At 72.4% G+C, this 25,723-nt stretch carries 24 protein-coding genes and 1 pseudogene; 11 read left to right on the forward strand and 14 right to left on the reverse strand.

What is annotated here, in order from left to right; genetic code table 11:
* Nucleotides 1-63: 63 nt before the first annotated feature.
* Nucleotides 64-471 (reverse strand): hypothetical protein, encoded by a 408-nt coding sequence (locus RBR11_RS14295; protein ID WP_308490043.1) that lies wholly within the window; start codon nt 469-471, stop codon nt 64-66.
* 572 nt (nt 472-1,043) lie between these two features.
* Here RBR11_RS14295 and purL point away from each other — a divergent pair.
* The 8 genes from purL (at nt 1,044) to RBR11_RS14335 (ending at nt 10,574) form a co-directional block, all read left to right on the forward strand.
* Nucleotides 1,044-3,368: a phosphoribosylformylglycinamidine synthase subunit PurL gene (purL, locus tag RBR11_RS14300; RefSeq protein WP_308490044.1), complete on the forward strand. Its 2,325-nt coding sequence runs from the start codon at nt 1,044-1,046 to the stop codon at nt 3,366-3,368.
* Between the two features lie 14 nt (nt 3,369-3,382).
* Nucleotides 3,383-3,544, forward strand: a complete 162-nt coding sequence (locus RBR11_RS14305; RefSeq protein ID WP_308490045.1) for a hypothetical protein — start codon at nt 3,383-3,385, stop codon at nt 3,542-3,544.
* 58 nt (nt 3,545-3,602) lie between these two features.
* Nucleotides 3,603-4,625 carry a LacI family DNA-binding transcriptional regulator gene (locus RBR11_RS14310; protein ID WP_308490046.1) on the forward strand — a complete coding sequence of 341 codons (1,023 nt, stop codon included), beginning with the start codon at nt 3,603-3,605 and terminating at the stop codon, nt 4,623-4,625.
* A 183-nt stretch (nt 4,626-4,808) separates the two neighbouring features.
* Nucleotides 4,809-6,188 carry an APC family permease gene (locus tag RBR11_RS14315; RefSeq protein WP_308490048.1) on the forward strand — a complete coding sequence of 460 codons (1,380 nt, stop codon included), beginning with the start codon at nt 4,809-4,811 and terminating at the stop codon, nt 6,186-6,188.
* 8 nt (nt 6,189-6,196) lie between these two features.
* Nucleotides 6,197-7,804, forward strand: coding sequence for an amidohydrolase (locus RBR11_RS14320; protein ID WP_308490049.1), 1,608 nt, complete (start codon nt 6,197-6,199; stop codon nt 7,802-7,804).
* 96 nt (nt 7,805-7,900) lie between these two features.
* Nucleotides 7,901-8,602, forward strand: coding sequence for an SGNH/GDSL hydrolase family protein (locus tag RBR11_RS14325; RefSeq protein WP_308490050.1), 702 nt, complete (start codon nt 7,901-7,903; stop codon nt 8,600-8,602).
* Nucleotides 8,603-8,898: 296 nt separating this feature from the next.
* Nucleotides 8,899-9,726 (forward strand): hypothetical protein, encoded by an 828-nt coding sequence (locus RBR11_RS14330; protein WP_308490051.1) that lies wholly within the window; start codon nt 8,899-8,901, stop codon nt 9,724-9,726.
* On the forward strand, nt 9,726-10,574 hold the full coding sequence (locus RBR11_RS14335; protein ID WP_308490052.1) for an SMP-30/gluconolactonase/LRE family protein: 849 nt from the start codon (nt 9,726-9,728) through the stop codon (nt 10,572-10,574). The genes RBR11_RS14330 and RBR11_RS14335 overlap by 1 nt, the downstream gene beginning before the upstream one ends.
* Nucleotides 10,575-10,589: 15 nt before the next feature.
* Here the strand turns inward: RBR11_RS14335 and RBR11_RS14340 are convergent, their stop codons facing one another.
* Nucleotides 10,590-11,447 (reverse strand): fumarylacetoacetate hydrolase family protein, encoded by an 858-nt coding sequence (locus RBR11_RS14340; protein ID WP_308490053.1) that lies wholly within the window; start codon nt 11,445-11,447, stop codon nt 10,590-10,592.
* A gap of 34 nt (nt 11,448-11,481) precedes the next feature.
* Complete coding sequence (locus RBR11_RS14345; RefSeq protein ID WP_308490054.1) at nt 11,482-12,456, reverse strand: C-terminal binding protein; 975 nt, start codon at nt 12,454-12,456, stop codon at nt 11,482-11,484.
* Between the two features lie 76 nt (nt 12,457-12,532).
* On the opposite strand from RBR11_RS14345, the gene RBR11_RS14350 reads away from it, so the two are divergent.
* Nucleotides 12,533-13,282: an SDR family NAD(P)-dependent oxidoreductase gene (locus tag RBR11_RS14350; RefSeq protein ID WP_308490055.1), complete on the forward strand. Its 750-nt coding sequence runs from the start codon at nt 12,533-12,535 to the stop codon at nt 13,280-13,282.
* On the forward strand, nt 13,275-13,616 hold the full coding sequence (locus tag RBR11_RS14355) for a nuclear transport factor 2 family protein (protein WP_308490056.1): 342 nt from the start codon (nt 13,275-13,277) through the stop codon (nt 13,614-13,616). Before RBR11_RS14350 ends, RBR11_RS14355 begins: the two co-directional genes overlap by 8 nt.
* Here RBR11_RS14355 and RBR11_RS18405 read toward each other — a convergent pair.
* The 4 genes from RBR11_RS18405 to RBR11_RS14375 are packed head-to-tail and all read right to left on the reverse strand — an operon-like array spanning nt 13,531 to nt 17,705.
* A complete protein-coding gene (locus RBR11_RS18405; RefSeq protein WP_308490057.1) occupies nt 13,531-14,424 on the reverse strand; it encodes an SDR family NAD(P)-dependent oxidoreductase in 894 nt (297 codons plus the stop codon). The genes RBR11_RS14355 and RBR11_RS18405 overlap by 86 nt on opposite strands.
* Nucleotides 14,421-15,503, reverse strand: coding sequence for a mandelate racemase/muconate lactonizing enzyme family protein (locus RBR11_RS14365; protein ID WP_308490058.1), 1,083 nt, complete (start codon nt 15,501-15,503; stop codon nt 14,421-14,423). The genes RBR11_RS18405 and RBR11_RS14365 overlap by 4 nt, the downstream gene beginning before the upstream one ends.
* Nucleotides 15,500-16,261: an SDR family NAD(P)-dependent oxidoreductase gene (locus RBR11_RS14370; protein WP_308490059.1), complete on the reverse strand. Its 762-nt coding sequence runs from the start codon at nt 16,259-16,261 to the stop codon at nt 15,500-15,502. Before RBR11_RS14370 ends, RBR11_RS14365 begins: the two co-directional genes overlap by 4 nt.
* Nucleotides 16,262-16,307: 46 nt before the next feature.
* A complete protein-coding gene (locus RBR11_RS14375; protein WP_308490060.1) occupies nt 16,308-17,705 on the reverse strand; it encodes a hypothetical protein in 1,398 nt (465 codons plus the stop codon).
* Between the two features lie 128 nt (nt 17,706-17,833).
* Here RBR11_RS14375 and RBR11_RS14380 point away from each other — a divergent pair, with 128 nt between their 5' ends.
* Entirely contained in the window at nt 17,834-18,514 is a 681-nt protein-coding gene (locus RBR11_RS14380) for a GntR family transcriptional regulator (RefSeq protein WP_308490061.1), read from the forward strand.
* Between the two features lie 22 nt (nt 18,515-18,536).
* Here RBR11_RS14380 and RBR11_RS14385 read toward each other — a convergent pair whose 3' ends face one another.
* The 7 genes and pseudogenes from RBR11_RS14385 to RBR11_RS14415 form a co-directional block, all read right to left on the reverse strand.
* Nucleotides 18,537-18,890, reverse strand: a complete 354-nt coding sequence (locus RBR11_RS14385; protein ID WP_308490102.1) for a hypothetical protein — start codon at nt 18,888-18,890, stop codon at nt 18,537-18,539.
* 251 nt (nt 18,891-19,141) lie between these two features.
* Nucleotides 19,142-19,468: pseudogene (locus tag RBR11_RS14390) on the reverse strand (GNAT family N-acetyltransferase); the annotation flags it as partial.
* Nucleotides 19,465-21,600 carry a peptidase C14 gene (locus RBR11_RS14395; protein WP_308490062.1) on the reverse strand — a complete coding sequence of 712 codons (2,136 nt, stop codon included), beginning with the start codon at nt 21,598-21,600 and terminating at the stop codon, nt 19,465-19,467. The gene RBR11_RS14395 and the pseudogene RBR11_RS14390, both read right to left, overlap by 4 nt.
* A 1-nt stretch (nt 21,601) precedes the next feature.
* The gene (locus RBR11_RS14400; protein ID WP_308490063.1) at nt 21,602-22,591 is read right to left on the reverse strand and encodes a Gfo/Idh/MocA family oxidoreductase; all 990 of its coding nucleotides are present in this window, start codon (nt 22,589-22,591) and stop codon (nt 21,602-21,604) included.
* 3 nt (nt 22,592-22,594) lie between these two features.
* On the reverse strand, nt 22,595-23,596 hold the full coding sequence (locus tag RBR11_RS14405) for a hydroxyacid dehydrogenase (protein WP_308490064.1): 1,002 nt from the start codon (nt 23,594-23,596) through the stop codon (nt 22,595-22,597).
* Complete coding sequence (locus RBR11_RS14410) at nt 23,593-24,657, reverse strand: dihydrodipicolinate synthase family protein (RefSeq protein ID WP_308490065.1); 1,065 nt, start codon at nt 24,655-24,657, stop codon at nt 23,593-23,595. Before RBR11_RS14410 ends, RBR11_RS14405 begins: the two co-directional genes overlap by 4 nt.
* Nucleotides 24,657-25,691: an NAD-dependent epimerase/dehydratase family protein gene (locus RBR11_RS14415; RefSeq protein WP_308490066.1), complete on the reverse strand. Its 1,035-nt coding sequence runs from the start codon at nt 25,689-25,691 to the stop codon at nt 24,657-24,659. Before RBR11_RS14415 ends, RBR11_RS14410 begins: the two co-directional genes overlap by 1 nt.
* Nucleotides 25,692-25,723: the final 32 nt, after the last annotated feature.

Below are 25,723 nucleotides of genomic sequence, written 5' to 3' on the forward strand. Positions count from 1 at the left end.
GCCTTCACCGTAACCGCAACCCTGGGCGCGGCGTCGGGGTTATCCACAGGCGCTCGCACCGCCTCACTCGATCTCGCGCCGGGAGCTCGCCGACTCGATACCACTGAGCACCTTGTCATCGCTGCGGCGTCGAACGGCCGAACGATAGGACCTGGTGATCTCGTGTGCGACGAGGTCGGTGAGATAGCTCCACGGATCCTCGGTCACCATGAGCCAGGTGTGCTTGGCGCCATAGGCCTCTTCCTCGAGGATCTCCAGCGCGACGGCGGCGACGCCGCGAGGATCGATCACCGCTCCGACATCGGCGAGCACGCGGCGCACCACCTCGGGAACGATGCGGTTCGCGGCCTCGCGACGGAAATGAACACGATCCGCGTCGTCGACGTCACGACCGGCGTCGAAGATCCCGCCGGAGCGGAGTGCGATGAGAAAGGTACGGAGCTGGTCGTTGCTCCAGGCGCGTTCGGGCATGGTCGGTCCTGTCGTATGTCGAGTCGAACGATGACAAGTGACGGGCCGGGTGAACGGCCCGCCGCTACGGCTGCGACGTCAGTCGCCCCGGTAGCACTCGAACGATTCCGACCGCTTCCGAAGCACGTCGATCAGCGCCGGCGCGGGCGCTGATCGGGATCCGAATGCACGACATAGGAGATCGACCATAGAACTGCCGACCCGGACCGTCAAGAGGACGCACAGGATCCGTTCGCCGAGAGCCGATGTCACAATGGCGCCGGAGTCTCGGAGATGGATTTCGCGGCCGCCCGGCGGGTGGGAGCAGCGAAATCCATCCTCACGGCGGGCACGAACACCCTCGGAGATGGATTTCGCGGCCGCCAGGCCGGTGAGAGCAGCGAAATCCATCTCCGGGCCGCGCCGGGATCCGCGCCTCCGGGCCGCGCCGGGATCCGGGCCTGCCGGCCGCGCGCCCCGGGGGAGCCCGACCCCGTCCGGCACCACCCCCACCCGCACCACCCCCGCGGATCCACCCCACCATCCGCCGGTAGACTGGACGGGCCCCGCCTCCCCTCGCTCCAGGAGCCCGCGTGACCTCGAACACCCCCACCGACCACGTCCCCGACTCGGTCGCGAACGCAGCCGCGACCCCGGAGAAGGAGCAGCCGTACGCGGCGCTCGGGCTCAAGGACGACGAGTACGCGCGGATCCGCGAGATCCTCGGCCGCCGCCCCACGTCGGGCGAGCTGGCCATGTACTCGGTGATGTGGAGTGAGCACTGCTCCTACAAGAGCAGCAAGAACTACCTGCGCCGCTTCGGCCAGAAGGTCTCCGACGAGATGAAGCAGCGCCTCATGGTCGGCATGGGGCAGAACGCGGGCGTCGTCGACGTCGGCGAGGGCTGGGCCGTCACGTTCAAGGCCGAGTCGCACAACCACCCCTCCTACATCGAGCCGTTCCAGGGCGCCGCGACGGGCATCGGCGGCATCGTCCGCGACATCATCTCGATGGGCGCCCGCCCGGTCGCCGTCATGGACGCGCTGCGCTTCGGCGCCATCGACCACCCCGACACCCCGCGCGTCGTGCACGGCGTGACGGCCGGCATCAGCTTCTACGGCAACTGCCTGGGCCTGCCGAACATCGGCGGCGAGACGGTCTTCGACTCCGTCTACCAGGCCAACCCGCTCGTGAACGCGCTCGCGGTCGGCGTGCTCCGCCACGAGGACCTCAAGCTCGCGAACGCCACCGGCGTCGGCAACAAGGTCGTCCTGTTCGGCGCCCGCACCGGCGGCGACGGCATCGGCGGCGCGTCGATCCTCGCCTCCGACTCCTTCGACGAGAAGGGCCCGACCAAGCGCCCCGCCGTCCAGGTCGGCGACCCGTTCGCCGAGAAGGTGCTCATCGAGTGCTGCCTGGAGCTGTACCGCGGCGAGCTCGTCGAGGCCATCCAGGACCTCGGCGCCGCCGGCATCTCCTGCGCCACCAGCGAGCTGGCCGCCAACGGCAACTCCGGCATGCACGTCTCGCTCGACAACGTCCTCCTGCGCGACCCCACGCTGACCGCTGAGGAGATCCTCATGTCGGAGTCGCAGGAGCGCATGATGGCGATCGTCGCCCCCTCCAAGCTCGACGCGTTCCTCGCCGTCGTGAACAAGTGGGACGTCGAGACCTCCGTGCTCGGCGAGGTCACCGGCGACGGCCGCCTCATCATCGACTGGCAGGGCGAGCGGATCGTCGACGTCGACCCGTCCACCGTCGCCGTCGACGGCCCGGTCTACGACCGCCCGGTCGCCTACCCGTCGTGGATCGACGCACTGCAGGCCGACGCGGCCGAGCTGCTGCCGCGGCCGACGGATCCGGCCGAGATCAAGGACCAGTTCCTGAAGCTCGTCGCCTCCCCGAACCTCGCCGACACCCGCTGGATCACCAACCAGTACGACTACTACGTGCTCGGCAACACCGCCCTCGCCTTCCCCGACGACGCCGGCATGATCCGCGTCGACGAGGAGTCCGGCCTCGGCTTCTCGATCGCCACCGACGCGAACGGCCGCTACTGCCAGCTCGACCCGTACGCGGGCGCGCAGCTGGCCCTCGCCGAGGCGTACCGCAACGTCGCCGTCACCGGCGCGGTGCCCACCGCGATCACCGACTGCCTCAACTTCGGCTCCCCGGAGAACCCCGAGGTCATGTGGCAGTTCGGCCAGACCGTCGACGGCCTCGCCGACGGCTGCTTCGAGCTCGGCACCCCGGTCACCGGCGGCAACGTCTCGTTCTACAACCAGACCGGCGACGTCCCGATCCACCCGACCCCTCTCGTCGGCGTGATGGGCATCATCGACGACGTCTCCCGCCGGATCCCCTCGGGCTGGCAGGACGAGGGCCAGAACATCTACCTGCTCGGCACCACCTCGACGGAGCTGAGCGGATCCGCCTGGGCCGACACGATCCACAGCCACCTCGGCGGACTGCCGCCGAAGGTCGACCTCGCCGCCGAGAAGCGCCTCGCCGGCCTGATCTCCGCGGCCCGGGACGAGTGGCTGATCTCCTCCGCGCACGACGTGTCGGAGGGCGGCCTCGGCCAGGCCCTCGCCGAGGGCGTCATGCGCTTCGGCGTCGGCGCACGGGTGTGGCTGACCGAGCTCATGGAGCGCGACGGAGTGGACGCCGCGACGGCTCTGTTCTCCGAGTCGACCGGCCGCGTGGTCGTGACCGTGCCGCGTGAGGACGACGTGAAGTTCCGCGGCCTGTGCGAGGGCCGGGGCTACCCGGTGCTGCGCATCGGCGTGACCGACAGCGCGCCGCAGCTCGAGGTGCAGGACCTGTTCACGGCCTCGGTCGACGAGCTCCGCGCCACCTCGCAGGCCACCCTGCCCGCGGTGTTCGGCCCGACCGTCGCGGAGCCCGTCGGCGCCTGAGCGCGAGGAGACGCATGAACAGCACCGACCCTTCGACAGGCTCAGGGACCGCCGAGGACCTGTCGCTCTACACCGAGCGACGGCAGCGGCGGATCCGCATCACGGCCTGGGTCGTGATCGTCGCGCTGATCCTCGTCGGCGGCGGATCCACCGTGCTCGCGGTGCTGTTCGGCTGACCCTTCCGGCGGCGCCTCGGCGGCGCCTCGGCCCGGCCGCGCACGGTAGGTTCGGTGCATGCGATCCGACCGTGCGGCGACCCTCCAGGACATCGCCGATCGGCTCGGCGTCTCCCGCTCCACCGCCTCGTTCGCGATCACGGGGCGCGGGCGGGTCTCGGAGGAGATGCGCCGCCGCGTGCAGGAGGTCGCCGCCGAGCTCGGCTACCGGCCGAACACGGTCGCCCGCAACCTGCGCGGCGCCCGCACCGGGATGATCGCCCTGCGCCTGCCTCCGGACAGCACCGCCATGTCGTACTACATGGAGGCCACGTTCGGCATCGTCGAGGAGGCGGACCGGGCGGGCATGATCGTGTTCATGCTGCCCACCGAGCAGCGCCCCGAAGGCGTCGACCAGCTGCCCGCCGACGCCGTCATCGCCCTCGACCCCGCCCTCGACGACCCGGTCGTGCACCTGCTGCTGTCCGGGCGCGTGCCGGTCATCACCGGGGAGCCGGTGCCCGAGGGCATGCCGTCGCCGCGGGGCGAGGTCACCAGCGACCATGAGCCCGCGGTGCGCGAGCTCATGGATCACCTGCACCAGCGCGGCATGGCGCATCCGGCGATCGTGCTCCCCGATCTGCAGAGCCACTGGGCGTTCACGGTCCGCGACGTGTTCGCGGCCTGGTGCGCCGAGCAGGGGATCCGCCCCCGGGTCGTGACGCTGCCGCATCCGGCCGCCCCGGAGGTGATCCACGGCGCCGTGGCGGACCTGCTGCGCGAGCAGGATCACCCGGTCGACGCGATCCTCTCGGTGTCCGACGGGACCGTGCTCAGCGTCGTGACCAGCGCGCAGAGCCTGGGCCGGCGCGTCGGCGAGGATCTGCTCGTGGCCGCCTTCGTCGACTCCGAGGTGCTCGCGCTCGCACAGCCCTCGATCACGGCGATCGACCTGCACCCGCGGGAGTTCGGCCGTCGTTGCGTGCGCGCGGCTCTCGCCGCGATCGATGCCGCCGCAGCCGGCGACGACCGGGTCGTGCGCGAGCTGGTCCCCGTCGCCGTGCAGCGCCGCGACTCCACCCGCGGACCGGTCGCCCGGTAGGGATCCCCCCCCCCCCCCCCCGCGCGGGTCTCGGCTACCGGCCCAGGGGCGGGCATTCAGGAGATCCACAACCGCGGGCGGCCCGATCCGTTTGCATCTGCTTTATCGATATTGCTAGCCTGTCCACGCCCCCCGACGACGACGTCGCCCCCCAGCCGCAACACACGCGGAACAGGAGCCCCCATGACCCTTCCTGCCCACGGCGAGCCCCTCGCCCCGGCCACCGAGCTGACCGCTCGCGTCACCGAAGGCCGCTTCAAGCGCGTACTCGGCGTGCCCTCGCTCGTGCTGTTCGGCCTCGTCTACATGGTGCCGCTCACCGCGTTCACCACCTACGGGATCGTCACGCAGCTCACCGGCGGGCGCGTGCCGACGACCTACGTCATCACGCTCGTGGCGATGGTGTTCACCGCCCGCTCCTACGCGCGGATGTCGATCGCGTACCCGTACTCCGGATCGGCCTACGTCTACACGCAGCAGAGCTTCGGCGGCGCCCTCGGCTTCCTCGCGGGGTGGGCGCTGCTGCTCGACTACCTGTTCCTCCCGATGATCAACTACCTCATCGTCGGGCTCTACATGAACCAGACGTTCCCGGCGATCCCGAACGCGGTGTGGATCATCTCCTCGGTCGCCATCGTCACGGTGCTGAACGTCATCGGGATCGTGTCGGTCGCGCGGGCGAACTTCGTCGTCATCGCCGTGCAGGCGGTCTTCATCGTCGCCTTCGTCGCCCTCACGATCGCGTCCGCGACCGGGCAGCACGTGAACCCGATGCTGCCGTTCACGGGCGACGGCACGGTCGCGGGCATCGGTCCGCTGTTCCAGGGCGCCGCGATCCTGTGCCTGTCGTTCCTCGGCTTCGACTCGGTCTCCACGCTCTCCGAGGAGGCCAAGGACTCCCGTCGCACGGTGCCGCGCGCCATCATGATCGTCACGATCGGCGCCGGCGTGCTCTTCATCGTGCTCACCTACCTCGCGCAGTGGGCGTACCCGTCGAACAAGTTCAGCTCCGCCGACACGGCGAGCATCGAGGTCGTCGCCTCGCTCGGCCAGCAGTGGCTGTCGGCGCTGTTCATCGCGGGCTTCGTGGCCGGCAGCATCGGATCCGCTCTGACCTCGCAGGCGTCCGTGGCGCGGATCCTGTTCGCGATGGGACGCGACGGCGTGCTGCCCCGCGCCGTGTTCGGCCGTCTCAGCACGCGGTTCGGCACGCCGGTGATCCCGATCCTCATCGTCTCGGTCGTCTCGCTGTACGCCCTGTTCGCCGACCTGCTCACGGTCTCGAACATGATCAGCTTCGGCGCCCTGATCGCCTTCTCCTGCGTGAACCTCTCGGTGATCAAGCACTACTTCGTCGACCGCGGCGAGCGCGGCGGCCGGCACGCGCTGAACAACCTCGTGCTGCCGGGCATCGGCTTCGGCCTGACCGTCTGGCTGTGGACCAACCTCACCGGCATGACCTTCGCGGTCGGCCTGTCCTGGCTCGCGGTCGGCTTCGTCGTGCTGCTCGTCATCACGCGGTTCTTCCGCCGCCCGACCCCGACCCTCGACCTCAAGGAGTGAGCACCCGCATGACCGTCGCAGACAGGATCATCCTGGGCGCCCGGGTGCGCACGATGACCGGGCCCGAGGCAGCAGAATCCCCGGAAGCCGTCGCCGTCGCCGACGGCCGCATCCTCGCCGTCGGCCCGCGCTCCGAGGTCCTCGCGCTCGCGGGACCCGGCACCGACGTGATCGAGCACCCGTCCGCCACGATCCTGCCGGGGCTCGTCGACGCGCACAGCCACCCGATCTACAGTCTCGGGATCGTCCGCGGCCTGTCCCTCGCCGGGGTGCACACCCGCGCCGGGCTGCGCGCCGCCCTCGAGCGCGGCCGCGACGAGCAGGCAGGCGACGAGTGGTTCCTCGCCTGGGGGCTGGACCCCAGTGCGTTCGAGGGCGAGCCGATCGGCAACGCCGAACTGCACGTCGTGCTCGGAGCCGACCGGCCCGCCTACATCAAGATGTTCGACGCCCACTCCGGCATCGCCTCCGCGGCCGCGCTGGCGCGGGCCGGGGTCACCGCGCCGTTCGACAACCCTGACGGATCCGGCGCGGTGGGGGATACCGAAGGGCGCCTGACCGGTCACCTCCTGGAGTTCCCGACCATGGAGCTCGTGGAGCGGATCCTGCCGCCGCACGGCTTCGACGACCGGGTGCGCCAGCTGCGCGGGCTCCTCGGCGACATGGCCGCGGTCGGCATCACGACGGCACACGTGATGGATCTCAAGGATCCGGACGCCCTGGAGCTGCTCGCCGCGATCGAGGCCGAGGGCGACCTGCCGGTGCGGCTGCGGATCTCGCCGTGGTGCGAGCCGACCACGACCGACGCCGAGGTCGCCGCGCTGGTGGCGATGCAGGGCCGTGGCGGCCGCCGCTACGGGATCGAAGGCATCAAGCTGTTCATCGACGGGACCGTCGAGGGCGGCACCGCCTGGCTCGCGACGCCCGACGCCGACGGCGAAGGCCTCGCGGCGACCTGGCCCGAGGCCGACGCGTATGCGGCGCGCATCCGGCTGTTCGACGAACAGGGGATCCCGACGGCGACGCATGCGATCGGCGAACGCGGCATCCGGTTCGTGGCGGAGACCCTGGCGTCGCTGCCCGCGGGCGGGGTGCCGCACCGCATCGAGCACATCGAGTCCGCGGAGGACGACGTGATCGCCCTCATCGGCGCGAGCGGCATCGTCGCGAGCATGCAGCCCACGCACTGCACGCACCACGTGCGCCCGGACGGCAGCGATGACTGGTCGCGCCGCCTCGGCGCCACCCGGGCCGGGCGCGCCTGGCGCACGGGAGACGTACGGCGCAGCGGCGCGACCCTCGCGCTCGGCTCGGACTGGCCGGTCGCGCCGTTCGATCCGTGGGAGATCATGGCCGACGCGCAGACCCGCCGTCCGACCGCGCACCCCGGCACCCCTGCCGTCGGCGCCGACCAGGCGCTCACCGCGGTCGAGGCCCTCGAGGGGTACACGACGCATGCGCACCGTGCGATCGGATCCGCCGGCGGCGCACTCGTGCCGGGTGCGCCCGCCGACCTGATCGTGCTGGACACGGATCCGCTCACCGCGGCGCCCGAGGAGCTCCTCGACGCGCGGGTGCTGCTCACGCTCGTGGACGGGCGCCCGACGCACCGGTGAGGCGGGCGGGACCCTGGCGGCGGGTGGATCCCGAACCGTCGGGGTGCACGTGGCGTGTCCCGTGAGCACGTCCGCGCATCGGTGAGAATGGACCCCATGACCGCTGACGCCGACCTGCTCGCCCGCGCCCTCGCCGCCGACGCCCCGCTCACCTGGGTGCTCACCGGCGACTCGATCACGCACGGCCTCGTGCACACCCAGGGCGGCCGCACCTACCCCGAGCACCTGCACGAGATCATCCGCGGCGAGCTGAGCCGGGTCCACGACGCGGTGATCGACACCGCCATCAGCGGGTGGCGGATCGTGCAGCTGCTGGAGGACTTCGACCGCCGTGTCGCCACCTGGCGGCCGCAGGTGGTCACGCTCATGATCGGCACGAACGACTGCTCCGACGCGGGCGAGTTCCCGGTCATCACCCCGGCGGAGTTCGGCGTCTCGGTCGCCGCGTTCGTCCGGCGGGTGCGTGAGATCGACGCGATCCCCGTGCTGCAGACCCCGCCCGCCGTGGATGTGCCGAACGCGCCCGAGCGCGGCCGGATCGCCGCGTTCGCGCAGTCCGTCCGCGACGTGGCCGCCGCCGAGCGGACGATCCTCGTCGACCAGTACGCGCGCTTCGAGGAGCTCGGCGAGGGCGGGGTGCCGTGGGGGCTCATGAACGATCCGTTCCACCCGAACGCGACCGGTCATGCGGCCCTCGCGATCGAGCTCGCGACGTCTCTCGGTCTGACCCCCGAGCCCGCGCGCTCGCGGACACTGCCGAAGCTGCGCGCCGACGTCGCGGCGGGGCGCCTGAGCTGACGCGCGGAGAAGGCCGGGCGCCGAGTCCGCTCGGATCCGGCTCCTCCGCGGGTCGAGGAACGCCTCTCTCTCCTCTGCTCGCTGGTCGCGACACGCCCTCATTCCGGCGGAATGGCGACGATTCGCGACCAGCGAGCGGATGGGGGACCGCGGCGGGGAGTATGGGGGCCGCCGCGGGGAGGATGAGGGACCGCGGCGAGGACGGACGGGACCGCGGCGGGATCCCCGTCGGGGAGCGCGGGTCTGGGCGGATCCATCGGCGCCCCACCGCCGGAGCGGCATAGGCTGAGGGCATCATGGATCCGCTCACTCAGATCCTCCAGTTCCTCGGTCACTTCTGGTGGATGATCTTCCCGATCATGGGTGTCGCCGGCGGCCTCGCACGGCGCTGGCAGGTGCTGTCGCGGCAGCACCACCTGCAGAAGCTCGAGACCCTGCGCCTGAAAGGCGAGATCAAGGCGGCGGAGCTCGCCGCGCGCGGCCAGGTCGCCCCGCGGATGTCGCCGCGGGCGATGGCGGAGCAGCAGGCGCAGTCCTCCAAGGAGCTGCTGGAGCGCCTGTTCGCCGAGCACGACGAGATCACCGCCCGCTGGCTGGACTACGAGCTCGACGTCGCGAAGGTCATCGCCTACCCCGCCATGAGCGACGGCCGCCAGCCGCTCACCGCCGCGTTCCTGCGCGCGAAAAAGGCCGCCGACGCCCTGCGCCCGCGCTCCGCCGACGCCAAGGTGAGCGAGCAGCAGGTGACCGAGTATCTCGACGCGGTCGGCAACTACTCCGTCGCGTTCGAGGTCGCGGAGAAGGACGCGCACCGGCTGCGCGACTCGGGCTTCAGCGAGGTCGAGCGCAAGCGGCTCGCCCGCGCCCAGCACATGCTGAAGGTCGCCGTGGACGAGTCGGCCACGTCCGCCGAGCGCCAGACCGCCTACCGCCGCGTGCGCGAGGAGCTCGACGGCCTGATCGACCTGTCCGACGCCGCGGTGCAGAACCTGGAGAAGAAGGTCGCGCTGCAGCTGGGCCCGTCGGCCCCCACGACGCCGCCGTCCGCAGACCCGGATCCGGTCTCGGCGCCCGAGCAGACCCCCGCGCCGCGGCCGGATCCGCTGCCGCGTCCCGAGCGCTGATGCGCGTCGAGAACGTCACCGGCCCGATCGCCCATCACGCCGAAGGCCCCGTCTGGCACCCGGCCTGGGGAGGCCTGCGCTGGGTCGACGCGGAGGCCGGCGACCTGCTGACGCTCACCGACGACGGCGTGCGGCGGATGCACATCGACGACGCCTACCTGGCGTTCGTGCGTCCCCGCACGGCCGGCGGGTTCGTGGCCGTCGGCGCGCACGACCTGTACCTCTCCGACGGATCCGACGAGCTCCCGCGCCGGGTCGCGACCCTGATCTCGGACCCCGCCGTGCGGATGAACGACGGCTGCTGCGACCCGGAGGGCCGCCTGCTCGCGGGATCCATGGCCTACGACGCAACGCCGGGCGCCGGATCGCTGCTGCGTATCGACCCCGATGGGACGATCGCGCCGCTGCTCGCCGCGGTGGGGGTCTCCAACGGCGTCGCCTTCTCGCCGAGCGGCGAACGGGCCTACTACGTGGACAGCCTGTCCCACCGGGTCGACGTGCTCGACTTCGCGGGCGGCGAGCTCGCCGGCCGTCGGAGCTTCGCCGCGATCCCCGACGCGGACGGCATCCCGGACGGTCTCGCCGTGGCCGCGGACGGAAGCGTCTGGGTCGCGGTCTGGGGCGGCTCGCAGGTGATCGGCTTCGACGAGTCGGGGGCCGAGATCGCCCGGATCCCCGTTCCGGTCCCGCAGGTCAGCGCCTGCGCCTTCGGCGGGGACGACCTCCGCACGCTCTACATCACGACCTCGGCGCAGGGCCTCGGCCGGGCGCACGGCACCGAAGCCGGCAGCCTCTACGCCGCGCGACTCGACCTGCCGGGCCTGCCGGTGCTCCCGTTCGCGGGCTGAGCGGGCGGCCGACGGTCAGTCCGCCCGCACCCGACGGACGCGCTGGCGCTGGGCACCGAGGCCCTCGATCTCGATCGTCATCTCGTCACCGTGCCGCAGATACGGGAACCGTCCCGACAGGGCGACGCCTTGCGGCGTGCCGGTGTTGATCACGTCACCCGGGTCGAGCACCATGAACCGGCTGATCTCCTGGACCAGCTGCAGCACGGCGAAGACCATGTCGGCAGTGGACGAGTCCTGCCTCGGCGCGCCGTTCACGGACGAGCGGAGCCGGAGCGCCTGCGGATCGACCTCGTCGGCCGGCACGAGCACGGGCCCCAGCGGGTTGAAGGTCTCGGCGCATTTCCCCTTCGACCACTGCCCGCCGGAGACCTCGAGCTGATACGCCCGCTCCGAGATGTCGTTCGACACCGCGTACCCGGCGATCACCTCGCGCGCGGCCTCGGGCGACGGCAGATAGCGCGCCGTCCTGCTGATCACCACGGCGAGCTCGACCTCCCAGTCGACCTTCTCCGCCCCGGGCGGCAGGAGGACGGTGTCGAACGGGCCGACCACCGTGTTCGGGTGCTTCAGGAACAGCACCGGCTGCTCGGGGGGCTCCGCTCCCGACTCCGCGGCGTGGGCGGCGTAGTTCTGCCCGACGCAGATCACCGCGCCGGGGCGGGCGACCGGTGCCCCGACGCGAAGCCCCTCGACATCGGCCTCGGGGAGGGCGCCGCGGCCGAGGGCGTCCCGGATCCGGGCGATCCCGTCGGATGCGAGGAAGGCGCCGTCGATCTCGGCGGTGAGGGCGGAGAGATCGCGGACGACGCCGGCGTCGTCGCGGACGAAGGGGCGCTCGGCGCCGGGCTCTCCCAGACGCATCAGCTCCATGGGACCTCCTTCGGGGCGGATCGGGTGACGGCCGTCAGCGGATCGCGTACGCGCGGTTCACGATCGCGGGCACCTCGTCGCCGGCGAGGAACCGGATGACGTTGCCGGCCGCGTGCACCGGGAGATCCTCCAGCGCCTGCGGCGAGTACCACGCGGCGTGCGGGCTCATCAGCACGTTCGGGGCGGCGCGCAGCGGCGAGTCCGCGGGGAGCGGCTCGACCTCGAAGACGTCCAGCGCGGCGGCCCCGATCCTGCCGTCGATCAGCGCCTCGGCGAGCGCTCCCTCGTCGACGAGCGGACCGCGGCAGGTGTTCACGATGACCGCGCCGGGCTTCATCCGGCCGAGCGCGGAGGCGCCGATCAGATGCCGGGTCTCCTCGGTCAGCGGCACGTGCAGGGTGAGCAGGTCTGCCACGGCGATCGCGTCGTCGATCGACGCGGGTTCGCAGCCGGCGTCCCGGACGGCCTGCTCCGGCGCGTACGGATCGGCGACCACCACTCGGAAGCCGAGACCGCGGAGTCCGCGGGCGACGAGCGAGCCGATCCGCCCGAATCCGAGCACGGAAACCGTGGTGCGGGAGGGTCGCACGGCGAACGGGCGGGCATCGACCGCCCGCCACACACCCTCTCTGACCGCCCGGTCGTACGCGGCCAGCCCGCGCCCCTGCGCCATGATCATCGCGACCGTGTGCGCCGCGACCTCTTCGATGCAGTACTCCGGCGTGTTCGCGACCGCGATGCCGCGCTCGGTGGCCGCGGCGACGTCGATCATGTCGTAGCCGATGCCGAGCCTGCTGATGATGCGCAGACGGGGCAGGCGGTCCATCAGGGCGCCGTCGATGCGGTGCCACTGCACGATCAGGGCCTCAGCGTCGGCGCCGAGGGTGGCCAGGGTGTCGGCCGAGGTCTCCGGGGCGCGGACCGCGCGCAGGCCCGCCGCGCGCAGCGTCCCCTCGGCGGCGTCGCCGGGCAGGTCGCAGTCGGTGATGAGCGTCAGGGGCGTCGTCATGAACGAAATGCTATAGCATCTAGCAGATTCGCTCCAAGGACTTCTTTCCGATCCTCATTTGCTATAGCGTTTTCACATGACTGCTCGCCGCGCCCTCGTCACCGGCGCGAGCTCCGGCATCGGAGCCGCCGCCGCGCTGGAACTCGCCCGTGCGGGCGGCGCCGTCTGGATCACGTACGCGGGGCGCGCCTCCGAGGCGGCCCGCGTCGCCGACGAATGCCGCGACGCCGGCTCCCCCGACGTGCGGGTCTCGCAGCTCGACCTGCGGGGCCCGGAGTCGATCGCACGGCTCGTCGCCGAGGTCACCGCCGCCTGGGGCGCGCTCGAGGTGCTCGTGAACAACGGCGGCGTGTGCCCGTACGTGCCGTTCGACGAGATCGGGATCGAGGACTGGGATCTGGTGCTCGAGACCAACGCCCGCGGCACGTTCCTGCTCACCCGCGGAGTCCTCCCGCTGCTGCGGGCCGGGAACGGCGACCGCTCCGTCGTCAACATCTCCTCGATCGCCGGCCAGGTCGGCGCGCTGCAGACCGGCATGCACTATGCCGCGAGCAAGGGCGCCCTGCTCGCGATCACCCGCAGCTTCGCCCGGATCCTCGCGAACGAGGGGATCCGCGTCAACGCGGTGACACCGGGGCCCGTCGCGAGCGCGATCACCGACCAGCTCCAGGGCGAGGGACGGGAGAGGCTCGCCGGATCCATCCCCCTCGGCGCGTTCGGCGAACCGCAGGACGTCGCGTGGATCATCGCCGCCCTGGCGTCCGAACGCGCCCGGTTCATCACCGGGGCCACCTACGACGTCAACGGAGGAGTCCGCATTGACTGACCGGATCCGCACCGCCCTCGACACCGTGCAGGCGCAGCTCGACGCGTTCAACGCGCACGACCTCGACGCCTTCGTCGCGACCTACGCCGCCGACGCGGTCATCGTCGGAGTCGCTCCAAAGCCGATCGCAGGAGAGCAGGCGATCCGTGCGTTCTACGAGCCACGGCTGCAGAACCCCGACCTGTCCTGCATGATCGAGACCAGCGTGCTGTTCGGCAGCCGCTGGGTCGTGGCGCGGGAGCAGGTCGTCAACGCCGGGGTCGCGACCGAGACCATCGCGACGTTCGACGTCGTCGACGGCCTGATCGCCCGCGCCTCGATGCTGAAAGCCTGACCCCGGTCAGCCGGCCGAACGGAACCGTGCGCGCAGGGCGGGGTCGATCGACACGTCGCCGAAGGAGGATGTCCATCCGCCATCGATCGCGATCGACTGCCCCGTGACGTACGGCGCCTCCTCCGACAGCAGGAACGCCGTCAGCGCGGCCACCTCCTCCGCGCGCGCGATCCGCGCCATCGGCGGGCCCTCCGCGAGCGCCCGGTTCCGCGGCCGCGGGGTCGGGCGAGGACGCGATCTGCGCCTCGAGGTGCGGGGTGCGGACCCCGCCCGGCGCGACGGTGTTCGCCCGGATGCCGAGTCCGCCGTAGGTGACGGCGACACTGCGGGTGAGCGCGTCGATCCCGCCCTTCGTGAACTCGTACACGGCGTGGTCGGGATGGCTGGCCCTGCCGTGGATCGAGCCGACGTTCACGATCGCGCCCGCGATCCCCTGGTCGACGAACGCCGACACGGCCGTGCTGCACCCCCACACGTACCCGAACCCGTTGACGCCGATGATCTCCCGCACCGTCTCCTCGTCGAGGTCGTGCAGCGGGGTGTGCTTCGTGATTCCGGCGTTGTTGACCCAGCCGGCCAGCGGCGCGAGGGCCATCGCCGCATCCGCCGCCCTCCGGTGCGCCTCGCGGGAGGCCGCATCGCCCAGGACGACCGCGGCGCAGGCGCCGGACTCGACGCTTCCCGATCCGGCCGAGCGTTCGAGGCCGATGACGACCCACCCGTCCGCCGTCAGCCTCTCGGCCACGGCCCGGCCGATGCCCTTGCCGCTGCCGGTCACCACGGCGCTGCGGATGGCGGAGTCCGTCATCGCGTGCTCCTCTCGAAGTCGAAGACCCCCGGATCGAGCTCGAACCCGAGCCCCGGAGTCTGCGGCGGTACGACCCGCCCGTCGAAGTCCGGGCCGCCGCGGACGAACACGGGCGCCGGGTCGTAGGGGTTCCCGCCGCGCGCGAAGGTCTCCACGCCGATGCCGAGATGCGCGGTGACCTCGGGCGAGACGTGGCCCGAGACGGGCACGCCGCGCTCCGCCGCCCACGCGATCATCTCCCGCGCCGGGGTCACGCCGCCGATGGCGACCACGTCGAGGCGCAGCACATCGACGGCCGCATGGTCGACGAGCGCGCGCAGGACCTCGGGATCCGTCACCTCGTCGCCCGCCGACACCGGCAGACCGGATGCTCGGCGGATGCGCGCGCAGCCTGCGACGTCCTCGGGGAGCAGCGGATCCTCCAGCCAGGCCAGCCGCGGATCGCCCCACTGCGCGATCTCGGCGAGCGCCTCGTCGGCGTCGCGCCAGCCGAAGCCGGCATCGACCACGAGGCCCGTGGCGGCGGGTAGTTCGCGGTTCAGTATCCCGATCAGCTCCCGCATGTATCCGGGATCGGGCAGCCGGGAGATCTTGACGTTCGTCCAGCCGCCCGCCTGTGCGAGCACCTCATCCGCGACGGCGCGCGGCGGACGCTCCGGCGTCGGGTAGGCCGCCACGAGCATCGAGGGACGCGGGCCGTCTCCGGCGCCCAGCATCCGCCACAGCGGACGGCCGGCGCGACGGGCCGCGATGTCCCACAGCGCGATGTCGACGAGGCCGATCGCGCGCCGCACCAGGCCGACCCGCCCGACGATCGCGCTGCCGCGGAGCATCCGCTCCCAGGTCGCCTCCGGGTCGTCGGCGTCGGCGCCGATCGCATGCCCGGCGACGAGCCGCCCCACGATCTCGGCCATCGGCGCCTCGCGCGACAGGCAGTACGCGACGCCGCGGGTGCCGTCCGCGGCGGTCGCGCGCACGGCACTGTACTCCCGGCGGGTCACCGTCATGGCGCCGAGCCGCAGCGGCGCGGGCAGGGGCAGCACGGCCGTGGCCGTGTCGATCACCGCGAGCCCGGTCATGACGGCTTCTTCGCGAGCGGGACGCCGTAGTCGACCATGAAGCCCCCGTCGACGTAGAGCGTCTGGCCGTTCATGTAGGCCGCCTGATCCGACACCAGGAAGCTGACCGCCGCGGCGATCTCGGTCGCGTCGCCGAGCCGCTTCGCGGGGATCCGGGAGAGGATCGTGCCGAGGTCGAGCGTGCCCGCCTCGACGCCGTGGCGGAAGACGCCCGTGTCGACGTAGCCCGGCGCGACGGCGTTGACGCGCACCCCGCGCGCCGCCCATTCCGCGCCCGCGGTGGCCGTGAGCCCGATCACGGCGGCCTTGGTGGTCGCGTACGGCGCCCGCCCGGCCGAGCCGCGCGAGGACACCGACGAGATGTTCACGATGCGGCCCCCGCCGTGCTCGAGCATCCGGCGTCCGGCGGCCTGGAGGCAGGCGAACACGCCGTGCAGGTTCACATCGACGACCGCGGTCCACTCCTCCCAGGAGAGGTCCTCGATGCCGCGATGCCGCTGGATGCCGGCGTTGTTGACGAGCACCGCGATCGGGCCGAACTCGGCCTCGATCCCGGAGAACACGCGGTCGACGGCCGCAGGGTCGGTGACGTCGAGCTCGCGCCAGAGGATCCCGGCGTCCTCGCCCGACCCGGTGAGCCCCGGCACGCGGTCCGCGGCGATCACGAGGTGGCCGTCGGCGGCCAGGCGCCGGCCGATCTCCCAGCCGATTCCGGCGGCTCCTCCGGTCACGACGGCGACGGGCTTCTGAACGGTCATGTTTCTCCTCATCTCACGGGATTCTGCGGCTGCACGGACGGACGCATCAGCGGCCGAGGAGCCCGGCGACCACGCGGCACGCGTGATCCTCGAGCAGGTCGAGCGCCCCGGACGCCAGCGGCGTCTGCCACGCCTGGTACATGCCCCGCTCGTACGCCTCGCGGGTGGGCAGGTAGACGAAGCCCGGGCCGTTGGTCAGATTCATCACGACGATCGGCACGCCGGGGAACCGCGCCCGGAGCGTGCGCTGCAGCCGCGAGTACGCCTCGCCCGGATGCCCGAGCAGCACCGCGTCGCCGAATCGCCACGCCCAGACCGGGTGCTGCACGGTCGGTCCGTCGATGTAGCCGTCGCGCAGGTTGCGGGCACGACTCAGCCGCTCCTCGCGCGAGCGGGGGTCGATGTCCTTCCACTCCTCGGCGAGGTCGTCGAGGGTCGGCAGGTCGCGAAGGGGCAGTTCGACGCTCGTCAGCGCGCCCGCGGCGGATCCGTCCGCGGCGGCGGGACGGCCGGCCCAGATCGCCAACGGGGCGCCCGATTCGATCACGTCGTCGAGCGCGATCTCCTCGCCGGGCACCGGCAGCGCATCGAGGGCGGCCAGGACCGCATGCCCGAGCGAGCGGCCGTGCCGGTCGGCGACCGTCACGTCGCCGGTGTACTGCTCGCGCGGCGCGAGCTCCCCCGACGCGCCCTGCAGGAACAGGCACGGCGCACCGGTCGCGGCCTCCACGGTCTCGCGCAGGGCGCCGACGTAGTCCGGCGACACGTCGCGGTTCTGCCAGGCGAGCGTCGTGGGGTGGCAGGCGTAGTTGACCAGCGTCGCGCGGACCACGCCGGCTGCGGTGACCCGGCCGATGACGACCGTGTCGTCCGCCTCGCCCTCGGGGTTGAAGCCCACCAGCGCGCGCCCGTTCAGGACGAGTTCGCGGTCCGCGGCGAGCGCGCAGCGTCCCTGCGTCCACTCGATCAGCCCCGGTTCGGCGCCGTCGAGCGCCTCCCGCCCCGCGGCGACGCCCCCGGCAGCCAGAGCCTCCAGGTATCCCGGGATGAGCTCGCCTCCGGGCAGGTGCGCGTCGGCGGCGCAGAGCACCGCCCCGGCATGCGTGTGCGAGAGCGAGAGCATGAGCTGGTCGGGCGCGAGGCCGAGACCGTCCAGGATCGCCTGCCGGACGCCCTGCTCGTCGGCGACGCGCCGCCACCAGGTGCCGTCGACGGCGAGCAGCACGCGCGGGCGCTCGTCGTCCGCGAGCAGCGCGAGCGCGGTGAGCGTGAACGGACGGTGCGCGCCCTCCGAGCGCTCCCAGTCGGCGGGGCCCCAGTTCTTGGCGCGGATCCCGACCGGCGGCGTGATGTCGCGCCGCGCGACGCCGACGCGCACGCGGGTGCGCGGCACGCGGATCCGGTCGCCGATCCTGGTCGCCGTCGACCCGATGTCCTGGTTCATCCGCTCACCTTCCGTCGTCCTGCTTCCGCACGGGCCGTCTCCTCGCATCGGTCGATCGCCCCGCGGACCGGATGCCATAGCATCGGGAGGACGGCTCGCCGGAGCCCGCCGAGCCGCGAGAGGGAGCCATGCGCACGGTGTCGGACCAGAACATCGCCGAGCAGGTCGCCGACGAGCTGCGCGCTGCGATCCACTCGGGCGAGCTGATGCCGGGAGAGCGCCTGGTCGAGCGCACGCTCGCGAAGCAGCTCGGCGTCAGCCACATCCCGGTGAGGGAGGCGCTCACCCGGCTCGCCGAGGAGCGGCTCGTCGTGCGGGAGCCGCGGCGCGGGGCGCGGGTCGCGGAGCTCACCGCGCAGGATCTCGAGGAGATCTCGAGTCTGCGCATCGTGCTGGAGCAGTTCATGGCGATCCGCGTGCAGGAGCGCTGGGACGACGCGGCGGCGCAGCGGCTGCAGGGCATCCTCACCGCGATGGACGCTGCCCCGATCGGCGACATGGCCGAGGTGCTGCGTCAGGACCGCGCCTTCCATGAGGCGCTCGCCGAGCTGTCCGGGCACCGCTTCGTCACCGAACTGAACGCGCAGCTGCGCGGACGCATCGCCGGGTTCATCCAGGCCGCGAACGCCGCCCTCCCCCCGGCAGGGCAGGCCGAGCACGTGCGCAGCCACCGCCTCATCTACGACGCGATCGCGAGCGGAGACCCCGACGCCGTGCGCGCGGTGATCGCGGCGCACGTCACCCAGGCCGCGGACCGGATCGCGCCGCTCGCCGGCGGACGTCCCGCGGGCGAGTCCGTGGAGGAGTGACTCGCGGCGGGACGGGACCGGGTCAGAAGTAGTCGGCCGCATCGAAGTGCCGGATCCCGGTCAGGCGTGGGTCGCGTCCGAGCGGGCGCGTCATGCCGGTGTCGTCGCGCACGCGCCGGGTGCGCGGTGCGAACGCGAGGACGGCGGCGGTGTCGGCGACCCGATCCGGCACGGCGAGATCGCAGCCCTCCACGGCCGCACTCCGCCAGTCGTCCGCGATCGCGGCCAGCAGCGCCTCGCGCACCCCGTCCGGAGCGGATCCGGGGACCGCCAGCTCGGCGAGCTCACCTCGCCCCGCGCGCGCCTCCGCGACCGCATAGCCGAGCACCCCGCCGTCGCGCTCGATGACGTAGCCGCGCTTGCCCGCCAACCGCACCTGGCCATCGTCCAGTCCAGCGATGATCGCACCGGGGCCAGCACCAGGCCCTCGCGGGAATCGTCGTACGCGCGAGCCCAGGAGGCGGTCGTGCCCGGGCCGATCGCCTCGCGCCGCACCTCCCACGACGTCCGCGTGCCCGACGGATCGTCTGCGCTCCACGGACCGGCGAGCGTGCGGCGCATCGCGAACGCCTCGAATCCGCTCGAGCGGTAGACCAGCGGGGTGCCGGTGAACAGCAGCGCCCAGTCGGCGCCCGACCGCCGCGCCGCATCGAGCGTCGCGGCCACCAGACGACGCGCGACTCCGCGGCCGCGGGCGCGGTCCGCGACCACGACGCTGCCGATCGCGTGCACCTGCGCGGTGCCGCCCTCGTCCTCCCGCAGGCGCTTGGGCAGTCCGTGGATCGAGCCGACCAGCCCTGCCTCGTCGACGGCGACGATCGTGTGGGCGAACCGCTCCGGATCCGTCTCCCACTGATCGGGCGCGAGCGGCGGAGTGAACGCGCGCGCCCAGAGTGCTGCGAGTCCCGCCGCGTCCGAGGGCACCGCATTCCGGATGGTCGGCTCGCCGGTCATACGACGACGTTCCCCGACAGCACCACGTTCGCGGCCTCTGCGGGCACCGTGCGCTTGAGGCCGGTCTCTACGTTGCCCGAGTGCAGCAGCGTGCTCTTCGCGCCGAAGCCCTGCGCCGGAAGCTCGAGCGCGCCGCCGTCGAAACGGCAGCCGGTCGCCCGGTAGTGGTTGACGCCGGCACCGATCGACACGTACGTGCCACCGCCGGTGAAGGTGCTGTCGCCCAGGACCACCGTGAGGTCTCCCGCGCCGCTGCGCGACAACCCGGTGCCCTTCGTCGTAGCCAGCGCGGATCCGCCGAGGATCTCGACGGCCTGCGCGTCCTTCCCCGCCGCGTCGATCCGGACGCCGTCAAGATCGACGCCGTCGAGGCGGAGCCGCGCGGAGAGCGTTCCGAACGCCGCGTCGCGGTCGCCGCCGGAGAGCCGGCCGCCGCGGAACGTGACCGGGCCCGCGCCGCCGATCCGCACACCGTTCACCCCGGACAGCACGGTGTCGACGAACGTGACCGGTGCCGACACCGAGGCGTTGGTGAGATCCCCCGCTGCGGCGAACGCGAAGTCCGACGCCTCGATCACGGTCGGCCGCTTCGATGCGCTCGATGACTGCGTGATGATGAGCGTGTCTGTGGCGGAGCAGCCGCGCAGCTGCGCGCCGTCCGCGTTGATCCAGAGCATGCCGGATCCGTTCAGCCCCTTCTTGCCGATCACGCGGACGTCCTCGAGGGTCAGGTCGGTGACCTTGACCCGCGCCACGAACCAGGAGCAGACATGCTTGCGCACCGTGATGCGCTTCGCGGCGGATCCCCAGGGCGCGCCCGAGTTCGCGAAGGTCATCAGCCCCGAGTTGCCGACGTAGGTCAGGTCGTGCTCGTACTGGCCGTGTGTCACGAACGGCCCCTGATCGTCGCCGTCGCCGTGGCAGTTCTCGACGAGGCAGTACGCAGAGGCGGTGAAGTCGTTCAGATGCCGTGCGTTCGAGGTGCGGCTGTTCGCCACGTACCCGTACAGGCAGTAGATCTGCTGAGTCATGTACCCGGCGCCGCCCCAGGTGACCGATGTCGGATTCTTCAGCGAGCAGCTCTCCGTCGTGTACGAGGTGTTCCACCGGCGCATGATCAGCGGCCAGAACGTCGCGGTGCCGTCGATGTGATCGACGTCGCAGCGCACCGCATACTCGAACGCCAGCGGGTGGGATCCGGTGTACTCATCGGTGCCCTTGCCCTGGAACCGCAGGTTCGAGACGACCACGTTCTGCACCGGCTTGACGTGCCGCCAGGTGATGGAGCGGTCGGCGCCGAGCGGCCAGCCGATCTGGTAATTGATGCGGACGTGGGATCCGTCCACGATCTGGGTCACCTGCACGAGCTTCTGCAGCTCGCGCTCCCACCGCCCGGAGAGCGCATTCACCTCCGCCGCATACCACTCGCCGACGGCGAAGAAGGACGAGTCCCCCACCGGGAGCACGTCGGCGAGATCGGGAACGCCCTCGCCGAGCGCCGCAGTGTGCTCCTCCGCGGTCACCTCGCCGCAGAAGTACATGACCGCCGCGAACGGATCGTCCTTGCCGGCCTTCTCGATGCCCTCCGTCGTCATCAGACGGCCGCCGAAGTCGAACGCGATGCCCGAGCGGCTGAACTTGTGCCGGCGCACGAAGTTGAGATCCGTGTGCGCCTCGATCCGCACAACGGCCTGGTCGGCGACCAGGGCGTCGAGCGCCTCGTCAGCGGGGGTCTCCGGGCCGAAGATCCCGAAGGCCCGGAAGTCGATCGTGCCGCTGTGCACCCGCGCCCAGACGGCTCCGCTCCGGCCTGGCACCACGGTGCCGCCGTTCACCGCGGGCTGATCCGCGGTGATGCAGCGGAACAGCCCTCCGCCGCCATCGCCGGGGTGGGCGTAGCCGGACACCGCGACCATGTCATCGGCCTTCGCGGTGAGCGAGGCCAGCGCAGAGACGGTCGCCACCGACGCCGCGTTCCGGGCGTCCGATCCGGTCGCGGCGTTCGCCGGAGCGGCCGTGGCGACGGCGGCCGCGAGGCCTCCCACGGCTGCGGCGCCGAATCCGGCCAGCACAAGGCGTCGGGACCGCCGTTCGGCGCGGTGCACGGTGTCCTGCGGAATGGTGTCGGTCATGTCATCTCACTTCCGGCGTCATCGCCATCGGTGCGGGCGGGCCCGCGTGGAGGGGGCTGTTCTCGCCCCTGTCTCTCCCCAGTGATCCGTCTCTCCCCAGAGCTTCGTCGCACCGGGCCTCCTCGGCGGCGGCGATCGCGTTGCGGTACACGGCCGCGGTCCGCTCGGGGTCGATCGGGACGATGCCGCGGGCGAGCGCCAGCACGGCGTCGGCGGTCGCTCCGTAGCCGAGGCCGTCGCCGTCCTGCGGCAGCACGAGCTCCTGCGCGCCGTGGTCGGTCCAGACCCGCACCGCGTAGCGGTCCGGTCCGGCGAGTCCGGCGATCGTGACGGTCACCGGGATCGTGCCCACAAGGGCGTGCACGGACGCCAGCAGCTCCGACGAGGTCGCGGATCCGCCCGTCGTGCGCACGGCGGAGAGGATCTCGGCGCGCGCACCGGAGACGAGCACGTCGAGCATCTCCCACGCGTGCAGGCCGATGTTCAGCATCGTGCCGCCGGCTCCGGACGGGTCGTCCTGCCAGCGCCGGACCGCCGTGAGGAACCCGGCGATGTCGTGCTGGGCGTGCACGTCGATCGCGTGGATCCGGCAACCGCGGAGCGCGGCGGCGAACGCGGCGAGCGCGGGCGCGAAGCGCAGCACCGACGAGGTGAACCGCGGCGCCGGAGGCAGCGCCCGCCAGCGTGCGAGCCCTGCGGCGTCCGCGGCGACCGTCTTGTTGACGAACGCCGGGATGCCGGCCTGCGCGCAGGCGAACGCGACCTCGGCGGCGCGGGGCGTGCGCGGCGTCGCCACCACGACATCGGGCCGCAGCGCGAGCAGGTCGCCCAACTCCGCGCGTGCGGGAACCGCGAAGCGCTCGGCGAAGTCGATCCGCCGGGCCGGGTCGTCCTCGTCCCAGACTCCGACGACCTCCGCCCCGCGCGCGACGAGTCCCGCCGCATCGGCGAAGGGGTGCGAGTGCGCGACCCCGGCGAAGGCGACCCGCATCGCTCAGCCCATCACGGCGAGCTGTTCGCGGGTGACTCCGTGCTGCAGCGGCCGTCCGGCGGCGAACGCTTCGACCTCGTCGGCCACGATCCGGCCCTGCGTCAGGCGACCCTCCACCGTGCCGGCCGCCCGGTGCGGGGTGAGGAGCACATTCGGGAGCGTCCGGAGCACGCTGTCCGAGCCCAGCGGCTCCTCGTCGAAGACGTCCAGAGCCGCCGAGATCCGGCCGCTGCGCAGCTCGGCCTCGAGCGCGACCGCGTCGACGAGCCACGACCGGGCGGTGTTCACCAGACCTGCGCCGTCGGGCATCAGCGCCAGCTCGCGCGCCCCGATCATGCGGTGTGTCGCGGGCAGGGTGGGAGCGTGCAGCGCGACGATCCTGGCGCGGCGGAGCGCGTCGTCGAGTCCGGCCTTCTCGGCGCCGAGCGCGCTCGCCTCGGCAGCGTCGACCGTGGGATCCACCAGCAGCGGCCGGGCGCCGAGCGCACGGATCAGCGACAGATACGCTCGGCCGGTGCGGGAGGCCCCGATCACCGCGATCTCCGCCTCCAGAATCTGGTGCTGCGCCCCGACCGAGGGGTCGTACCAGCCGCCGCGGGCGCGCAGGGCGTCGTTCATCTCGGGCAGCCGGTGCAGCAGGGCGAGCGTGAACGCCAGCGAGACCTCGGCCACGGGGCGGGCCATCGCGAGTCCGGCCTGCGTGACGCGGATCCCGCGCGCGAACAGCTCGTCCGTGACGAACGGCTTCACGGTGGCGCCGGTGTGCGCGACGAGCTCGAGGCGCGGCATCCGATCCAACAGGGCTGCGTCGAACGGCACCGCGCCCCAGCTCGTGACGATGGCCCTCGTCGCACTCGGATCCGGCACGTCCGCGAGCCGGTCGACGCGCAGATACCCGCCGCCCAGTGCCGCGGCGGCCGCCCGCAGACGCTCCTCGTCGGCCTCCGAGAAGAACTCGGCCATCAGCTGCGCGCTGACGACCGCGACCAGCACCGGGGAGCTCATCGGAGCCAGTCCTCGCGGTTCTCGGCGATGAACGCGTCGTCGCTGAGCTCGGGATAGGCCTGTCGCACACGCGCGATCTCGTCGGCCTGGCCGGGCGACAGCCCTTCGGCAGGGTCGAGGCACCACGTGCCCTCCATCAGGCCCTGCTGCCGCAGCATCTCGTGGACGCCGGCGATCACGCCGTGGAAGTCGTTCCCCGGATCGAACACGGCCTGGTTCACGTCGACCATGTCGGACGCCATCCGGCCCAGCGCGGAGTAGGCGTCGCGATCCCCGGACGCGGCGCGATGCGACAGTTCGAGCACCGACACCGCGGCGCGCGTGCCGACCGCCCACTGCCCGAGCAGCCCCCCGACGAATCGCAGGGTGCGGGATCCGTCCGGCGACGCCACGTGGAACTCGGAGAGCAGGTCGGCGACGATCGCGTCGTCGTTGCCGGTGTACAGCGCGATCTCGTCCGCGCGTCCGGATGCGGCGACCCCGCGCACGAGCTCGAGGGTGCGGTAGCGATCGAAGGGCGCCGCCTTGACCGCGACGACCGACGGGATCGACGCGAACTCGCGCCAGAACTCGCGGTCGAGCACCGGCCCGCCGATCGCCGTCTGCAGGTAGAACCCGACGACGGGGAGCACCTCGCCGACCGCCCGCGCCCGTTCGAGCAGCGCGCGTTCGTCGGCGCCGGCGACCCGCGGGCTGACCAGCACCGCGTCGTAGCCGAGGGACCGCGCCAGCTCCGCCTCCGCGACGGCCTGCCCGGTGCCCCCGGCGACGCCGGCGATCCTGACCACGTCGGGATCGCCGTGCGCGTCGAGCTCCTCCGCGGCGAGGGAGAGCACCGGCTCGAACAGGGCGTGCTCGGGATCCCGGATCTCGAACTGCGTGGTGTGCACGCCGACGGCGAGCCCGCCGGCGCCGGCCGCCAGGTAGTAGCGGGTGAGCGCGCGCTGGCGCCGTTCGTCGAGCCGGCGATCCGCCGTGAGCGCCAGCGGATGCGCCGGGATCACGGCGCCGCGCCGGAGCGTGCGCGCGGCCTCGGGCCGGAGCGTCGGGACGACCGCCATCAGAACCGCCCGTCCCGGACGGCCCACTTGGTGGGCTTCGCCGAGATCGGGTGGCCCGCCTCGACCCAGGCGGCCTGCAGCGCGATGAGGGCGTCGGCGGAGAGGGACGGGTAGCCGAACAGGGCCATGCAGCGGCGCGAGTCGTTCAGTAGCGCCGTGGGCTGCGGCTCGTCCACCAGCTGCACATCACGCCCGAACAGGGTGCCGAACCGATGCGCGACCGCGGCCACACTGAGTGTCTCGGGTCCGGTGAGGTTCACCGTGAACACGTCGGAGGTCGCATGGCCGATGCTGCGCAGCACCACTTCGTTCGCGTAGCCCTGCCACACGACGTTGACGTTCGCGGTCGCGACCGAGACCGGCTGATCGGCGTGCACCGCGCCGGCGATGTCGGCCAGCACGCCGTAGCGGAGGTCGATCGCGTAGTTGAGTCGGATGATCGACACCCTGGTCCCGCGCTCCTGCGCCCCGAACTCGAACACCCGCTCCCGCCCGAGGCACGACTGCGCGTACTCGCCGATCGGGGCCGGGGCCACGTCCTCGGTCGCGCCTCCGGAGGAGGCGGGCACGAACGGGTACACGTTGCCGGTCGACATCACGGCGATCGCGCTGTCGCGGTAGCGCCGCGCGACCCGATCCGGCAGGGCCGCGTTGACCTCCCACGCCCAGGACGGGCTGGTGGCGGCGCCGAACTTCGCCCCGACCATGAACACCACGTTCGGAGCGTCCGGCAGGGTCGAGAAGTCGTCGTTCTCGATGAGGTCGAACGGCACGACACGCACCCCCGCGGCCTCGAGTCGCGCACGCACGGCCGCGTCTCCGAACCGTGAGACCGCGTGCACCCGGTCGCCGGAGCGGCCGGCGGCGTCCAGCCCGCGACGGGCCAGGATCGCGAGCGTCGGGCCCATCTTGCCGCCGGCGCCCAGGATCACGAGGTCGCCGGCGCCCTCGGCGAGATCGGCGACGAGGGCCGGGCTCGGCGTGGTGAGGGCGTCTTCGAGCGCCGCTTCCCCGGGGAAAGCCTGAAGTGTCACGTGTGCGTCCTTTCTGAGGTGCGTGGGGACCG

It is taken from the genome of Microbacterium capsulatum (assembly GCF_030865425.1).
Classification (GTDB): Bacteria; Actinomycetota; Actinomycetes; order Actinomycetales; family Microbacteriaceae; genus Microbacterium; species Microbacterium capsulatum.

Bases quoted from the DNA above. Each gene is read 5' to 3' on its own strand.
- RBR11_RS14335 (WP_308490052.1), top strand. From the start codon at position 9,726: ATGCGCGTCGAGAACGTCACCGGCCCGATCGCCCATCACGCCGAAGGC.
- RBR11_RS14330 (WP_308490051.1), top strand. From the start codon at position 8,899: ATGGATCCGCTCACTCAGATCCTCCAGTTCCTCGGTCACTTCTGGTGG.
- RBR11_RS14305 (WP_308490045.1), top strand. From the start codon at position 3,383: ATGAACAGCACCGACCCTTCGACAGGCTCAGGGACCGCCGAGGACCTG.
- RBR11_RS14325 (WP_308490050.1), top strand. From the start codon at position 7,901: ATGACCGCTGACGCCGACCTGCTCGCCCGCGCCCTCGCCGCCGACGCC.
- RBR11_RS14340 (WP_308490053.1), bottom strand. From the start codon at position 11,447: ATGGAGCTGATGCGTCTGGGAGAGCCCGGCGCCGAGCGCCCCTTCGTC.
- RBR11_RS14320 (WP_308490049.1), top strand. From the start codon at position 6,197: ATGACCGTCGCAGACAGGATCATCCTGGGCGCCCGGGTGCGCACGATG.
- RBR11_RS14400 (WP_308490063.1), bottom strand. From the start codon at position 22,591: ATGCGGGTCGCCTTCGCCGGGGTCGCGCACTCGCACCCCTTCGCCGAT.
- RBR11_RS14315 (WP_308490048.1), top strand. From the start codon at position 4,809: ATGACCCTTCCTGCCCACGGCGAGCCCCTCGCCCCGGCCACCGAGCTG.
- RBR11_RS14345 (WP_308490054.1), bottom strand. From the start codon at position 12,456: ATGACGACGCCCCTGACGCTCATCACCGACTGCGACCTGCCCGGCGAC.
- RBR11_RS14410 (WP_308490065.1), bottom strand. From the start codon at position 24,657: ATGGCGGTCGTCCCGACGCTCCGGCCCGAGGCCGCGCGCACGCTCCGG.
- RBR11_RS14295 (WP_308490043.1), bottom strand. From the start codon at position 471: ATGCCCGAACGCGCCTGGAGCAACGACCAGCTCCGTACCTTTCTCATC.
- RBR11_RS18405 (WP_308490057.1), bottom strand. From the start codon at position 14,424: ATGACGGACTCCGCCATCCGCAGCGCCGTGGTGACCGGCAGCGGCAAG.
- RBR11_RS14350 (WP_308490055.1), top strand. From the start codon at position 12,533: ATGACTGCTCGCCGCGCCCTCGTCACCGGCGCGAGCTCCGGCATCGGA.
- RBR11_RS14310 (WP_308490046.1), top strand. From the start codon at position 3,603: ATGCGATCCGACCGTGCGGCGACCCTCCAGGACATCGCCGATCGGCTC.
- RBR11_RS14380 (WP_308490061.1), top strand. From the start codon at position 17,834: ATGCGCACGGTGTCGGACCAGAACATCGCCGAGCAGGTCGCCGACGAG.
- RBR11_RS14395 (WP_308490062.1), bottom strand. From the start codon at position 21,600: ATGACCGACACCATTCCGCAGGACACCGTGCACCGCGCCGAACGGCGG.
- RBR11_RS14405 (WP_308490064.1), bottom strand. From the start codon at position 23,596: ATGAGCTCCCCGGTGCTGGTCGCGGTCGTCAGCGCGCAGCTGATGGCC.
- RBR11_RS14370 (WP_308490059.1), bottom strand. From the start codon at position 16,261: ATGACCGTTCAGAAGCCCGTCGCCGTCGTGACCGGAGGAGCCGCCGGA.
- RBR11_RS14365 (WP_308490058.1), bottom strand. From the start codon at position 15,503: ATGACCGGGCTCGCGGTGATCGACACGGCCACGGCCGTGCTGCCCCTG.
- RBR11_RS14375 (WP_308490060.1), bottom strand. From the start codon at position 17,705: ATGAACCAGGACATCGGGTCGACGGCGACCAGGATCGGCGACCGGATC.